Genomic DNA, 14819 nt, shown 5'->3' with positions numbered 1-14819 from the left:
GGATTAGCGCGTGAGCGCGCGGCGCATCGCGAAGCTGATGGCGTCGACCAGCGCGACCAGTAGCAGCATGGCGATGATGACGGTGGCGGCCTTCTGCATCTGGAACAGCGACAGGTGATATTTGAGCATCTGCCCCAAACCGCCGGCGCCCACCACGCCGAGGATGGCGGCGGCGCGGATATTGTTCTCCCAGCGGTACAAGGTATAGGACAGCATTTGCGGCAGCGTTTGCGGCAGTGTCGCGTAAAGGAAGGCGCCGGTGGCGGAGGCGCCGTTGGTGCGCAGGCTTTGCTCGGGCAGCGGGGCGGCGTTTTCCAGCGAGTCGGCGAACAGGCGTCCCAGCACGCCGGCGGTGTGCGCGGCCAGCGCCAGCGTGCCGGCGAACGGTCCCAGGCCGGCGGCGATCAGCAGGATCGAGGCCCACACCAGTTCCGGGATCGAGCGCAGCACGTTGAGCGCGGCGCGCACCGTTGCGCGCGGGGCGCGGCCGAAGCGGCCCGACGCCGGCAGCGACAACGCCAGCCCCGCGACCACCGCCAGCAAGGTGCCCAGCGCCGACATCGACATGGTTTCAATCGTGGCCCACGCGGTCTTGGTCAGGAAGCCCGCCGACAGGTTGGGCGGCGCGAAGCCTGCCAGCAGTTCGACCACGCTGTTGACCGCGTCGGCGGTGAAGAACTCGCGCCATTTCAGCGGCAGGGCGGCGAAGCTGGCCACCACCAGCACCAATACCAGCGCCATCAGCGCCAGCACGGTCCAGTCGCGGGCCGGCGGTTGGGGCATGCCGGTATGCGGTTTGACGTCGTTCATCCGAGCCGCCTCCGCAGGATTTTGGAGAACAGGTCCGCCAGCGCCACCAGCGCCACGAACACCAGCAGCATCGAGGAGACCTCGGCGCCGGCCAGCATTTTCATCGACTCATCCATGCGCTGACCGAGGCCGCCGGCGCCGACAAAACCCATCACCACCGAGCCGCGTATCGCGCATTCCCAGCGGTAGACCGTGTACGACATCAGTTCCGACGCCGATTCCGGCAGCGCGCCGTACAACAGCGCGCCCAGTCTGCCGCTGCCGTTGGCCATCAGGGTATCGGTGGCGTGGGAGTCGGACGATTCCAGGATCTCGGCGTAGACCTTGCCCAGCATGCCGCAGTAGGTGAGGGCGATGGCCAGCACGCCGGCGGTCGGACCGAGGCCGATGATGCGCACGAACAGCAGCGCCCACACCAGTTCCGGTACGCTGCGCAACAGCACCAGCAGCCAGCGCACGCCCTGGCGCAGCAGCCTTGCCGGAAGGCGCATGCGCCCGGTGCCCAGCGCGGAAACCGACAGCTTTTCGTTGATGATCAGGGTGGCGGGGATGGCGCCCAGCAGCGCCAGGGTCAAGCCGGCGGTGGCGATGGCGACGGTCTGCCAGGTTTCTCGCAGCAGCATTTGCAGGAATTCGGCGCCGTGCGCGGGCACCAGGAAGTCCGCCAGGAAGCGCCCCGTGGCCGACAGGCTTTGCCAGTCCCACAGGATCCACGGCTTGAATTCGCTGACGACCAGCATTGGCCACAGGACGACGATGGCGGCCGCGCAGGCGATCAACCGGCCGCGCCACGCCGGATCGGCGTGCAGATTGGGTGGAAAATTGTGTGGAAAAACAGCCATTACAGACAAGCGCCGATGCCCAGTTTGACGGCCAGCGCGTCGTGGTCCGGCGGCGGGGCGCTGGCGGTTTGCTCGCCCTGGTACAGCGCGTCGATCATCTGTTGCGTGACCTGCTCGCGCGGCAGGTCGAATTCGATGCGGCCGTTGCGCAGCGCGACGATGCGCGGGAAGTGGCGCAGCGCCAGCTCGACCTGGTGCAGGCTGCAAATCAGGGTGGCGTCGCGCGCGGCGGCTTCCTCGCGCAAGGTGGCCAGGGTCAGTTCGGACAGCGCCGGATCGAGCGCGGACAATGGCTCGTCCACCAGCAGGGCCTTGGCCGGCGACAGCAGCAGGCGCGCCAGGCCGCAGCGCTGGCGCTCGCCGCCGGACAGCCGGTCGACGCGAGAATACAGTTTGTCGCCCAGGTTGAAGCGCGACAGCGCCTGCCACGCGGCTTGCGGGTCGGCGGGCTTGAAGAGTGAGGCGAGCGCGCGCCACACGCTCCATTGCGGCAGGCGCGCGGCCAGCACCGCTGTCACCACGCGTTGACGCGGCGGCAGCGGCGGCGTTTGCGGCGCCAGGAACAACTGCGCGCGCAGGCGGTGTCGCGCGCCTTCGCCCAGCGCCCACGGATCGGCGCCGAAGGCTTTGAATACGCCTTCGGCCGGCCGCTGGGCGCACGCCAGGGTCGCCAGCAACGTGGTCTTGCCGGCGCCCGAAGGGCCGATCAGCGCCAGTTGCTCGCCCTGTCGTACCGTCAGTGAGATCGCTTGCAGGGCCGGAGCCGCAGCGGAAGCCGATGCGCCGAGGTGGCGCACCGTCAGGTTCCGCAATTCGTAAGTCGGCATGGAATACTTTTAAACCTTACTTCTTCAGCAGGCCGGCGTTTTGGGCGGCGGCTTCGATCGCGGTGTAGTTCTCGGCCTTGGTCGGGATGAACTTCGACGCGCGCTGCAGATCCATGATGATCTTGTCCTGCGGGTTCTTCGGATCGAGGGCCAGGAAGGCGTCGGTGATCTTCTTCTTCAGGTCCGCGCTCATGTCGGTGCGCACGCTCCAGTTGTAGTCGAAGTAGCCGGGGGTGGTGTAGAACACGCGCACCACGGCTGGATCGACCTTCTTCTCGGCGACCAGTTTTTCCCAGACCGAGATATTCAGCGCGCCGGCATCGACCTTGCCGCCGGCGACAGCGGCGACGGTGGCGTCATGCGCGCCGGAGAAGGCGATGCGTTTCAGATCGCTGTCCGGATCGATTTTCGCGGCCAGCAGGTAGGAGCGCGGCATCAGGTGGCCGGAGGTTGACGACTCGGAACCGAAGCTCAGGGTGCGGCCTTTCAGGTCTTCCAGCTTGTTGATGTCCTTATTGGTGGTGATGAACACCGAGCGGAATTTCTCGTCCTCCGCGCGCTGCACCAGCGGCGTGACCTGGTTCTTGCTGCGGTCCTTGGCCTGCACGAAGGTGAAGCCGCCGAACCAGACCATGTCCACTTTTTTGTTGATCAGCGCTTCGACCGACGCCGCGTAATCGGTGACCGGAGTGAATTCGACCTTCATGCCGGTCTTCTTCTCCAGGTACTCGCCCAGCGGCTTGAACTTGCGCTGCAACTCCGTTGGCGCTTCGTCGGGGATGGCGGACACGCGCAGCACGCGGTCGGCGGATTGCGCCTGGGAATGTGCAGCGGCCAGCAGCAGGCCGGCGGCCAGCAGGGATTTGAGCGTGTTCATCGGGGAAAATTTCATTGTCGGTGCCCTATGTAAAGAATTTATGTTTCTATTTATTACTTCAATGAGCTGTTAACTCGGCCGAAAGTGAAAAGCCGCACGGTCATCGGCCGCGCGGCACTTCACAATGGATATTCAGCTATCATAACAAAAAGTTTGTCTACGGCAGGGGAGACCACTGGCGGGACACTCACCTTCAGTTAAAGGCAGAGTCACCATGCAAATGTCCCGCCCTCACGGCAGCGATGCGGTCATCGCCGAAATCAGCGCCGGTCTGCTGGCTCCCGACGCGAATACCTCGCCCAAATACCTGTACGACGGCCTGGGCTCCAAGCTGTTCGAGGCGATTTGCGAGCTGCCGGAGTACTACCCGACGCGCACCGAGGCCGGCATCTTCGCCGCGCACGGCGCCGACATGGCGCGCGATATCGGCACCGGCACCTCGCTCATCGATCTGGGCGCCGGTAACTGCGCCAAGGCGGCCGGCCTGTTCCCGCTGCTGCAACCGGCGCAGTATGTGCCGGTCGATATCTCGCGCGATTTCCTGCTCGATGCGGTCTCGCGCTTGCAACAGCGCTTCCCGCACATCGACATGACGCCGCTGGGACTCGATTTTTCCAGCGGCTTCTCGTTGCCGGACAGCGTGCGCCATCGGCGCCGCCTGTTTTTCTATCCCGGCTCGTCGATCGGTAATTTTTCGCCGGAACAGGCCAAGATTTTCCTGCGCGGGCTGCACGCCAACGCGGGCGACGACGGCGGCCTGCTGATCGGCGTGGACCTGATCAAGGACAGCGCGGTGCTGGACGCGGCCTACGATGACGCGATCGGCGTCACGGCGGCCTTCAACCTGAACATGCTGCGGCACGTGAATCATTTGATCGGCGCCGATTTCGACGTGCGCCAGTGGCGGCACCTCGCTTTCTTCAATCCAGAGGAGAGCCGCATCGAGATGCACCTGGAGGCGCGCAGCGCGTTGACGGTGCATTGGCACGGTGGCGAGCGCCGCTTCGCCCAGGGCGAGCGCATACACACCGAAGACAGTTATAAATACACGCGGCAGTCCTTCGTCGGCTTGCTCGAGCAGTCCGGGTTCGCCACCACCCGCGTCTGGACCGATCCGGCGGGCTGGTTCGCCGTCATCCACGCCCGCGTCATCCGCGACTGACAGGAAGAGACACGATATGGACATGCGTTTGCCGCAGCAGCCACGGTTCGCCCAACTCGGCGCCCGCTTTGACACCGTGCGTCAGCGCTCGCTGCTGCTGGCCGAGCCACTGACCGACGAGGATTGCGGCGCGCAATCGATGCCGGACGCCAGCCCGATCAAGTGGCATCTGGCGCACACCACGTGGTTTTTCGAGACTTTTATCCTCGAGCGCATGGAGGCCGGCTTCCAGCCTTTCCATCCGGCGTTCCGGGTGCTGTTCAACTCTTATTACAACGGCGTCGGCGAAAAGCATCCGCGCGCCCAGCGCGGCCTGTTGACGCGGCCGGCCATGGCGCAGGTGCGCGCCTACCGGGCCGATGTCGACGCGCGCGTGGCGCGGTTGTTGGCGTCCGAACTCGATGCATCGCAACGGGGTCAGCTCGAGATGCTGATCACGCTGGGGTTGGAGCACGAGCAGCAGCACCAGGAACTGATGCTCACCGACGTCAAGCACCTGCTGGCCCAAAGCGCCTTGCTGCCCGCGTATATGGAGGCGCCCGCGCCTGCGGCGCCGGTGGCACCGCAATTGTCGTGGGTGGGCTTCGACGGCGGCCTGACCGAGATCGGCTACGACGGCGAGGGCTTTTGCTTTGATAACGAGCAGCCCCGCCATAAGCAATATGTGGCGCCATTCCAGCTCGCGTCGCGCCTGGTGACCAATGGCGAGTACCTGGCTTTCATCGCCGCCGGCGGCTACTTCAACGCGGCGCTGTGGCTGGCCGAGGGCTGGGATTGGGTGCGCAGCCAGAATCTGAAGTGCCCGATCTACTGGCAGCAGGACGACAACGGCAACTGGCGGGAATTCACGCTGCGCGGCGACCATGCGCTGGACCCGAACCTGCCGGTGACGCATCTTTCGCTGTTCGAGGCTGACGCCTACGCCCATTGGGCCGGGGCCCGCCTGCCCACCGAGGCGGAGTGGGAACTCGCCGCAGCGCGGGGGGCGATCGACACCGGCGAACTGCATCCGGCCGCCGCCGCCGCCGCTGCCGTTTCCGATGAAGGACTGCTGCAGATGTTCGGACATTGCTGGCAGTGGACCAGCAGCAGCTACTCGCCGTATCCGGGCTACCAGACCGCGCCCGGCGCGCTGGGTGAATACAACGGCAAATTCATGCTGAACCAGTATGTGTTGCGCGGTTCGTCGTGCGCCACGCCAGCCGGGCACGCGCGCGCCAGCTACCGCAATTTTTTCCCGGCCGGCGCCCGCTGGCAGTTCACCGGCATCCGGCTGGCGCGGCAAGCCTGAGGGATAAAGCCTGTCATAAATGTCATACGAACGATCTTAATTACCATAAGCGGGTTAAGTTTCATCCGTGCGCCCCTATTCGCTTGCTATTGGTAGTGAGGTAAATGATAATTTATGCATCGTTCGATTCCACTTTTTTATCTTTCTCTATTATGCCTATCCTCATACGCCGATTAACTCCCGCAGACGCCGCAGCTTTCCAGTCATTGCGCCTTTCCGGCCTTCGTGAAACCCCTACCGCTTTTACCTCCAGCTACGAAGAGGAGTGCAATACGCCGATCCCCGTGACCGAGGCTTACTTCGAATCCGAGGCTGGCCGCAACCGTTTCGGCGCCTTCGACGGCGACCGCCTGGTCGGCATGGTCGGTGTCGGCCGCGAATCGCAGATCAAGCTGCGTCACAAAGCCTACATCCGTGGCATGCAGGTCGATGTCGCCTATCGCGGCACCGGCGTGGGCCGCCAGCTGATGGAACACGCGATGGAGTTCATCTCGACGCTGGAGGGCGTGACCAAGGTCACCCTGGCCGTCACTGTCGGTAACGCGGCGGCGATCACGTTGTACGAATCGATCGGCTTCAAGGTCTATGGACGCGAGCATTGCGCCCTGATCGTCGACGGCGTGCCGTACGACGATGTACTGATGGATATCCAGCTGTAAGCGCAGCTTACGACATAAAACCGTCAACGCCAGCGATGTATTCTTGCGTGCAGGATGAAAGTTAGGCTATTATTGAGAATAATTCTCATTCATGATGTCTAATGTTGGCCGCATCCATCCACTCCGAACAGGTCAAATCGATCTATGACGCCCACCACGGCTGGCTTGAGTGCTGGCTGCGCAAAAGGCTGGGCAATGCTTCGGATGCGGCGGATATCGCGCAGGATACGTTTGTGCGGGTGTTGGCCAGGGAGATGGCGATCCGCGAGCCGCGCGCGATGCTCACCACGATCGCGCAGGGCATGGTGGCCAATTTATACCGGCGCCGGGACATCGAGCTGGCGTACGAGCGGGCGCTGGCCGCCTGGCCTGAGCAGCACGCGATGTCGCCCGAGACCCGCGCGATCATGCTCGAGACCCTGGTTGAAATAGATGCTTTGCTAGACAGCCTGCCGCCGCTGGTGCGCGAGGCGTTTCTGCTGTCGCAGCTCGATGGCATGGGGCAGGCCGATATCGCCGAACGGCTGGGCATCTCGCTGGCCACCGTCAAGCGCCACATCGCCAAGGCCATGCTGCACTGCTGTTTCGCCGACTGACATGACGACACCCCCGATTTCCTCCGAAGTGCGCGCTCAGGCCGTGGACTGGCTGGTGGAGCTGCAATCGGAGCCGGCAGACGATGACCTGCGCCTGCGCTGGCGCCTGTGGCACGACGCCGATCCCGCGCACGCGCGGGCGTGGGCGCGCGTGGAGGCGTTCGGCGACAAGCTCCAAAGCCTGAATCCCGACATCGCGCACGCCACCCTGAATGGCGCCCGTTCGGAGCGGCGCAAAACGCTCAAAACGCTGGCGCTCCTGATGGGCGTGGGCGCCGCCGCCTGGATGGCGGAGGAGCAGACGCCATGGCGGGAATGGTCGGCCGACCATCGCACCCGTGTCGGCGAGCGCTCGGTGCTGATGCTCGACGACGGCACGCGGGTGCGCATGAACGCCGATACCGCCCTTAATATTCGTTACACCGGCAGCGCGCGCACGCTGCAGCTGCTGCGCGGGGAAATTCTGGTCACCACCGCGCACGAACCCGTGTACGAGGGTGCTGCGGCGCGTCCCTTTTCGGTCGACACGGCAGAAGGCTCGGCGCTCGCGCTCGGAACCCACTTCCAGGTGCGCCGGCTGGACGGCCGTAGCGTGGTTTCCGTGTTGGACGGCGCCGTGGAGATCCGCCCGGCGGCCGGTGGCGCCGTCACCGCCGTCAGGCTGGACGCTGGCCGGCAGGCCGGCTTCACGCGCTCCGCCGTCGGCGCCGTGCAGGCGGTGGACGATGCCGTCACGGCCTGGATCGAAGGCATGCTGGTCGCGCAGGACATGCCGCTGCCCGAATTTCTGGCCGCGTTGAACCGCTATCGTCCCGGGAATCTGCGCTGCGCGCCATCTGCCGCGCACCTGTCGGTCAGCGGAACCTACCCGCTGGCGGACAGCGACAAAGTGCTCGACATCCTGCAAACCACGCTGCCGGTGAAGGTTGAGCGCTACACCCGCTACTGGGTCACGGTCGGCCTCAAAAAATAAATCACATTAGTTGAGCTGTTTTGGTTTCTCGCGGGGCAATGGGGATAAGAAGCCTTTTTATCCTAGCCACCCAGGAATCCAGATATGCACCAGAATTCACCCTCTTTAATTGAGAAAACCAAGCGCCGCGCCATCGCTTGCGCCATCGGCCACGCGCTGCATGCGTTCCCGGTCGGCGCGATCGCCGCCGCGCCGTTGGCCATGATCGCCGCCGCAGCGCAGGCCCAGGAAGCCGACAGCCTGCGCAACTTCACCATCCCGGCCGGCCCGTTGGCCGGCACCTTGAACCGCTTCGGCCGCGAGGCCGGCATCATGCTGTCGTTCTCGACCCAGGCCACCCAGGACATGCAAAGCCCGGGCCTGAGCGGCGTCCATACGCCTTCGTCAGGGCTGGCGGCGCTGTTGAAAGGGACCGGACTGGCCGCCACGCGCCAGTCCACCGGCGGCTACGTGATCGCCGTGTCGGGACCTTCGGCGGCGCAGGTCGACAACGCCGCCGCGCTGCCGATGGTGCACGTGGTGGCGCAGACGCAGGGCGCGACCACCGAAAATTCCGGCTCCTATACGGGCCGCGCGACCACCATCGGCAAGATGGAGCAGTCGATCCGCGACACGCCGCAATCGGTCAGCGTGATCACGCGCCAATTCATGGACGATAAAAACCTGGTGACCCTGGACGAGGTGATGGCGCAGGCCACCGGCGCCACCCGCTCGCAACGCAATTTCGGATCTCACACCTTCACCATCCGTGGCTTTGCGATGGACACCTACCTGGTCGACGGCGTGGCCGGCACGGTGTTCGATCCCACCGGGTGGATGCCGACCGATATGGCGATCTACGACCGCGTGGAGGTGCTGCGCGGCGCCGCCGGCCTGATTGTCGGTGCCGGCGATCCAAGCGGCGCCGTGAACCTGGTGCGCAAGCGTCCGCGCAAGGAGGCGCATGTCGACGTCAACCTGAGCGCCGGCTCGTGGGACAACTACCGCACCGAAGTCGATGCCGGCGCGCCTCTCAGCGCCGATGGCACCTTGCGCGGCAGGGTGGTGGTGGCGTATCAGGACAAGCACACCTTCCAGGATGTGACGCGGTCGCGCGAGCCCTTGCTGTATGGCGTGATCGAGGCGGATCTGGGACGCGACACCACCTTGACCGTTGGTGCGCGCCGGCAGGAAAACACCATCGACGGGTACACCGTCTTCGGGCTATCGCGCTACAGCGACGGCGGTGCGCTCGATGTGCGTCGGTCGACGTCGATGGCGCAGGACTGGAACCAGCACGACGCCACCTTCAACGACGTCTTCGCGGAGGTCGAACACCGCTTCGGGGCCGGCTGGAAGGCACGCCTGGCCGCCAACTACAACGACGGCGGTTTCGAGCAGAAGGTCGGCATCACGCGCGGCGCCGTCAACCGCGTCACCCTGCGAGGCGCCACGCTGTACGACCTGTATTTCAAGAATCTCGACGTGTCCAGCTACGGCGTGGACGCCAGCGTGACCGGCAGTTTTAGCGCGCTGGGTGGCCGGCATCAGGTGGCGGTGGGCGCCAACTGGTCAAAGCAGGAGCAGAACAACAAGACCGCCGACATCCGGACCAACATTCCGGTCAATATCTTCAACGTCAACCACGCGGCCGTGGCCGAGCCGGCGCGTCCGGCATGGACGGTAGATGCCGATACGCGCGACCAACGCTACGGCGTCTACGCCAGCGCGCGGCTTGAACTGGCGGAACCACTGCACCTGCTGCTGGGCGGGCGCGTGAGCTGGCAGGATTATTTGCAGGTTAACCGCCTGACCGGCGCCAAGCTGGCCGATTATCAGCAAGACCACGAGTTCACGCCATACGCGGGTCTGGTGTACGACTTGAACGCGCAATGGTCGCTGTACACCAGCTATGCCGACACCTTCCAGGTGCAGAGCACCTTTCTGAGCGCGGACGGCGCGCCGTTGAAGCCCGCCGTGGGCGCCAACTACGAGGCTGGGATCAAGGGCGAGCTGTATGACGGCCGTTTGAACCTGTCGCTGGCGGTGTTCAAGATCCGCAAGGACGATCTGGCGGTGCTCGACGAGGCCAACCTGGGCCTGTGTCCCGGCTCGCTGTCGACCAGCGATTGCTATCGCAACGGCAGCACCCTGCGCAGCAAGGGCGTGGAGCTGGAGGCGAGCGGCGAGCTGGCGCCGGGCTGGCAGGTATCGGCCGGCTACACCTATGTCACCAGCCGCGATGACGCAGGCGCCAGCATCAGTTCCGAGACCCCGCACCATTTGCTGCGCGCGTCCACCAGCTACCGCTTGCCGGGCCAGTTCAAGGCGGTGACCGTGGGCGGCGCGGTCTCCGCGCAAAGCGGCTATGCTTTCCCGGCGTCGGACAATACCGCCGTGACGATGGGCGAGGGCGGCCGCGCAGTCTGGGACATGAACGCGGCCTACCGCATCAACGATAAATGGACGGCGCAGCTGAACCTCAACAACCTGTTCGACCGCCGCTACTATTCGATGCTGGGCTCTCTGACGCGCGGTAACTACTACGGCGAACCGCGCAGCGTCGGCCTGATGCTGCGCGGCTCCCTGTAATCGCGGCGCGGTGGCGGTATGAGGGATAGTTGGCGTCTTTCGATGGGATGGCTGCACACGTGGGGCGGCCTGATAACGGGCTGGCTGCTGTGCGCCATCTTCCTGACCGGGACGCTGAGCGTGTTCCGCGAACCGATCACGCGCTGGATGCAGGCCGCGCCGCAGGTCGCCGCGCCGGCGCGGCCGATTTCGGCAGGGGCGTCGGTCCAACAAGCGCTTGGCTATCTGGCGGCGCAGGCGCCCAAGGCCCGCTTCTGGCGCGTCGAGCTGCCCGCGCGTCCGGACGAGGCGCTGCGGCTGTTCTGGCGCGATAAAAGCGGCGAGCGGCAGCAGGCCATCGACCCCGCCAGCGGTGCCGTGCTGCCCGCGCCGTGGGGGCGTGAGACGCAGGGCGGCCGTTTCTTCATGACCTTTCACTATTCGCTGCAGGCCGGCCTGACCGGGTTCTGGATCGTCGGCGTGCTGTCGATGGGGATGCTGGTGGCATTGGTGTCGGGCGTGATCGTCCACAAGCGCATCTTCAGCGACTTCTTCACTTTTCGTCCCGGCAAAGGGCAGCGCTCCTGGCTCGACGCGCACAATCTGTTTGGCGTATTGACCTTGCCGTTCCTGTTCATGATCACGCTCACCGGGCTGGCGATTTTTTATTCGAGCTTTATCCCGCTGCCGCTGCGCGCGGCCTACGGCAGCGACGAGCAGGCGTACGAACGGATGGAGCACGATCTGGCGGCGGAAGCGCCGGCGCCGCGCCGCAAGATGACGGGCACGCCGGCGCCGTTGCCGCAAATAGCGCCCTTGCTGGCAAAGGCACGGGCGCTGCTGGGCGGAGAGGTGCGCATGCTGGTGATCGAACGGCCCGGCGACGCCAGCATGGCGGTCAGGGTGTTCGGCCGCGCGATGGACGACGGCGATACTGGCCGCATCCTGAACCAGCCTGGCGTCGTGCTGTTCGATGGCGTCAGCGGCGCGGTGCTGCAACTGAAGAAACCAGACCCGGTGGAGGAATCGGTGGGACAAGCCACGCATCGCGTGATGGAACATCTGCATTACGCCCGCTTCGGCGGCTGGACCATGCGCTGGCTGTATTTCATGAGCGGTCTGGCCGGCACGGCGCTGATGGCGACGGGAACCATCCTGTATCTGATCAAGCGGCGTCAGAAGAGCGGCGCCGAATTCGGTTCCGCGACGGCCGGCGTCTACCGCTGCATAGACGCTATCAATACCGCCTCAATCAGCGGCGCGGTGCTGGCCTGCATCGGCTATTTTTATGCCAACCGGCTGATGCCGGCGGATCTGTCGGCGCGCCCCGGCTGGGAGATCGGCGCCTTCTTCATGGTGTGGCTGGCGACGCTGCTGCACGCGGCCGTGCGTCCGCGCGCGTCGGCGTGGATCGAGCAGCTGGCGCTGGGCGCCTTGCTGTGCGCCGGCCTGCCTGTGCTGAACGCGCTGACGACCGGGCGCCATATTGGAAGCTATATCGCCGCAGCCGATTGGCAAAGCGCCGGCGTCGAGCTGACCGCCATCGGTTTCGGCGTGCTGCTGGCGACGGCGGCGCTCAAGGTCCACCGCAAGGGACGCAAAACATGACTGCAAAACGCAAGGGCGCCGTGACCGCGCGCTATCGCTGGATGGTGGTATCGCGCTTGCTGGCGGCGACCGTCGGCGGCTACGTGGTGGCGTCGCTATTCGGCGCGCTGACGGCGTTCGGCCTGCCGATTCTTTCCGGCCTGACCCTGGCCGACGGCGTGGTGATCGGCACCATGCTGGGCTTCGTTGTGCATGCGGGCTTGTTCGTGTTCGCGTTTTCACCCGTGCGCGCGGGCAGGGTGTGGGGATGGCTGCTGGGCGCAGCGCTGGTGATGGGCGTGATGCTGTGGGCGGCCGGCGGAAACGCGTTGTTCCCGCCGGCGCCACATTAAAAAAGCTTAGGCCGTTACCGCGCCTTTGGCTTGCGCCGCTTCGATGGTGTTCAGCTGGCGGTTGACCGCGCTGAGCACCGCCTTGAACGAGGCGGTCAGGATGTTGCTGTCGGTGGCCGCGCCGAACAGGGTCGGGCCGTTGGCCAGGCGCAGTTCGACATAGCAGGCCGCCTTGGCGTTGGCGCCCGAGCCGATCGAGTGCTCGTGGTAGTCCATCAGTTTGATGTCCAGGCCGAGCGCGTCGACGAAGGCGTCGATCGGGCCATTGCCGCCGCCTTGCAGCGCCATCGGCGCCTGGCGGTGGGTCAGGTTGATGTCGATCTGCACCGGCTCGTCGCTGCTGGTGTCTTCCACCATCTTGTGCGAGTTGTAGGCGTACGGCGAGTTTTGCTCGAAGTACTCCTTGTTGAAGATGTCGTAGATGCCATCGGCGGTGATTTCCAGGCCGGTGGCGTCGGCCACCGCCTGCACCGCGCGGCTGAACTCAATCTGCAGGCGGCGCGGCAGCACCAAGCCGTAGTCCTGCTCCAGCAAGTAGGCCATGCCGCCTTTGCCGGACTGGCTGTTGACGCGGATGACGGCGTCGTAGCTGCGACCCAGGTCGGCCGGATCGATAGGCAAGTACGGAATCTCCCAGATCGCGCCTTCCTTCTGCTGCGCGAAGCCCTTTTTGATCGCGTCCTGGTGCGAGCCGGAGAAGGCGGTGAACACCAAGTCGCCGACGTACGGGTGGCGCGGATGCACCGGCAACTGGTTGCACTCTTCGACGCACTTGCGCACTTCGTCGATGTCGGAGAAATCCAGGCCAGGATGCACGCCCTGGGTGTAGAGGTTCAAGGCCAGGGTGACCAGGTCGACATTGCCGGTGCGTTCGCCATTGCCGAACAGGCAGCCCTCGACGCGGTCGGCGCCGGCCATCACGGCCATCTCGGCGGAGGCGACGGCGGTGCCGCGATCATTGTGCGGGTGGACGCTGATGATCAGCGAATCGCGGCGCGCCAGCTTGCGCGACATCCATTCGATCTGGTCGGCGTAGACGTTCGGCGTGCTGCATTCGACCGTCGACGGCAGGTTGATGATCATCTTGTTGTTCGGCGTCGGCTCCCAGATCGCGGTGACGGCGTCGCAAATATGCTTGGAGAAATCGAGTTCGGTGGTGGAGAACGACTCCGGCGTGTACTCGAAGCCCCAGTCGGTTTGCGGGTGCTGCTTGATCAGCTCTTTGACCAGTGTGGTGCCGGTGGTGGCGATGTTGGTGATCTCTTCGCGCGACATGCCGAAGACGACCTTGCGGAACACCGGCGCGACCGAGTTATACAGGTGGACGATGGCGCGCTTGGCGCCGGCCGCCGCTTCCACCGTGCGGCGGATCAGCTCATCGCGCGACTGGGTCAGCACGATGATGGTGACGTCGTCGGGGATGCGGTTTTCCTCGACCAGCTTGCGCACGAAGTCGAAGTCGGTCTGCGAAGCCGAAGGGAAGCCCACTTCGATTTCCTTGAGGCCGATCTTGACCAGCAGTTCGAAGAAGCGCAGTTTTTTCTCGGGGCTCATCGGCTCGATCAGCGCCTGGTTGCCGTCGCGCAGATCGGTGCTCATCCAGATCGGCGGCTTGGAGATGATGTTGTTGGGCCACTGGCGATCGGACAATTGAACTGGTGGGAAGGCGCGGTACTTCGCTGCTGGGTTCTGCAACATCATGGGGTGCTCCTGGGTCTTTTAAATTGGGAAGTGCTGGGATGCCGGCGGGTGCTGGCGCTGCGTGTGGCGAAAGGCTGCCGGGCGGCCACGGAACGCTAGGCCAGGCAACCGATCGGTAGTTTTAGCAGTAGCAGTGCCGGGCCAAACGCACGCGCGTCAGCCCGCGGCGCGATCGAATCGCCGGTGCGGGATGGAGCATGGGTGGCCGTGGTGAGCATCGGTGCGGACTTTCCTGGGTTTTGAAGACGGGTGCGGCTTGTGGCCGGCACGGGGTGCGTTGAAAACGCGGCTGGAACGCGGATTAAGCGCGTGCTAGTAGGCGCGCTGCTAGCGATAGGCCAGCAGACGGCAGCAGGAAAGCGGATAGGTGCAGATGCGAAGTCATAGGCCTTAATGTACGAGATCGGCTGTATGGCTGTCAAGGGAATTGATGCGCCACATGAAAACGCGCGGCTAGTTTGCCAAGTCGCTGGTCGAGTGTCCACAGCCTGGCGGCAGGGGTGAGCAGGGTGGATGCCAATAAAACCAAGTCAACCAGCCCGCATCCTAAGCCGTATAGCGTTTCGCGTTCAATGAACGCCATCGTCTCGC

At 64.8% G+C, this 14819-nt stretch carries 13 protein-coding genes; 8 read left to right on the top strand and 5 right to left on the bottom strand.

Translation table 11 applies throughout. The annotated features are described in order from the left end of the window. Window positions 1–3 precede the first annotated feature (3 nt). Genes phnE through NHH73_20935 form a run of 4 tightly spaced genes read right to left on the bottom strand, consistent with a single transcriptional unit; the run spans window position 4 to window position 3371 of the window. Window positions 4–810: a phosphonate ABC transporter, permease protein PhnE gene (gene phnE, locus NHH73_20950; protein ID USX25061.1), complete on the bottom strand. Its 807-nt coding sequence runs from the start codon at window positions 808–810 to the stop codon at window positions 4–6. Further along, window positions 807–1652 (bottom strand): ABC transporter permease, encoded by an 846-nt coding sequence (locus tag NHH73_20945; GenBank protein USX25060.1) that lies wholly within the window; start codon window positions 1650–1652, stop codon window positions 807–809. Before NHH73_20945 ends, phnE begins: the two co-directional genes overlap by 4 nt. Beyond that, window positions 1652–2479, bottom strand: a complete 828-nt coding sequence (locus NHH73_20940; GenBank protein USX25059.1) for an ATP-binding cassette domain-containing protein — start codon at window positions 2477–2479, stop codon at window positions 1652–1654. The genes NHH73_20945 and NHH73_20940 overlap by 1 nt, the downstream gene beginning before the upstream one ends. Window positions 2480–2495: 16 nt before the next feature. Next, window positions 2496–3371, bottom strand: a complete 876-nt coding sequence (locus NHH73_20935) for a putative selenate ABC transporter substrate-binding protein (GenBank protein ID USX25058.1) — start codon at window positions 3369–3371, stop codon at window positions 2496–2498. Window positions 3372–3570: 199 nt separating this feature from the next. Here NHH73_20935 and egtD point away from each other — a divergent pair, with 199 nt between their 5' ends. The 8 genes from egtD (at window position 3571) to NHH73_20895 (ending at window position 12527) form a co-directional block, all read left to right on the top strand. Continuing rightward, window positions 3571–4518 carry an L-histidine N(alpha)-methyltransferase gene (gene egtD, locus NHH73_20930; GenBank protein USX25057.1) on the top strand — a complete coding sequence of 316 codons (948 nt, stop codon included), beginning with the start codon at window positions 3571–3573 and terminating at the stop codon, window positions 4516–4518. Between the two features lie 16 nt (window positions 4519–4534). Continuing rightward, window positions 4535–5809 (top strand): ergothioneine biosynthesis protein EgtB, encoded by a 1275-nt coding sequence (gene egtB, locus NHH73_20925; GenBank protein USX25056.1) that lies wholly within the window; start codon window positions 4535–4537, stop codon window positions 5807–5809. 152 nt (window positions 5810–5961) lie between these two features. Continuing rightward, a complete protein-coding gene (locus NHH73_20920; protein ID USX25055.1) occupies window positions 5962–6468 on the top strand; it encodes a GNAT family N-acetyltransferase in 507 nt (168 codons plus the stop codon). A 101-nt stretch (window positions 6469–6569) separates the two neighbouring features. Then, window positions 6570–7064, top strand: a complete 495-nt coding sequence (locus NHH73_20915) for a sigma-70 family RNA polymerase sigma factor (protein ID USX25054.1) — start codon at window positions 6570–6572, stop codon at window positions 7062–7064. A gap of 1 nt (window position 7065) precedes the next feature. After that, window positions 7066–8037, top strand: coding sequence for a FecR domain-containing protein (locus NHH73_20910; GenBank protein ID USX25053.1), 972 nt, complete (start codon window positions 7066–7068; stop codon window positions 8035–8037). Between the two features lie 84 nt (window positions 8038–8121). After that, window positions 8122–10608 (top strand): TonB-dependent receptor, encoded by a 2487-nt coding sequence (locus tag NHH73_20905; GenBank protein USX25052.1) that lies wholly within the window; start codon window positions 8122–8124, stop codon window positions 10606–10608. 42 nt (window positions 10609–10650) lie between these two features. Next, entirely contained in the window at window positions 10651–12195 is a 1545-nt protein-coding gene (locus NHH73_20900) for a PepSY domain-containing protein (GenBank protein USX25051.1), read from the top strand. After that, the gene (locus NHH73_20895; GenBank protein ID USX25050.1) at window positions 12192–12527 is read left to right on the top strand and encodes an iron transporter; all 336 of its coding nucleotides are present in this window, start codon (window positions 12192–12194) and stop codon (window positions 12525–12527) included. Before NHH73_20900 ends, NHH73_20895 begins: the two co-directional genes overlap by 4 nt. Window positions 12528–12533: 6 nt before the next feature. Here NHH73_20895 and leuA read toward each other — a convergent pair whose 3' ends face one another. Continuing rightward, window positions 12534–14228, bottom strand: coding sequence for a 2-isopropylmalate synthase (gene leuA, locus NHH73_20890; GenBank protein USX25049.1), 1695 nt, complete (start codon window positions 14226–14228; stop codon window positions 12534–12536). Between the last annotated feature and the right edge of the window lie 591 nt (window positions 14229–14819).

This window comes from Oxalobacteraceae bacterium OTU3CINTB1, from assembly GCA_024123955.1.
Lineage (GTDB): Bacteria > Pseudomonadota > Gammaproteobacteria > Burkholderiales > Burkholderiaceae_D > Rugamonas.
Note: the sequence above shows the minus strand (reverse complement) of the source record. Positions and strands in the feature narration are given on the sequence as shown.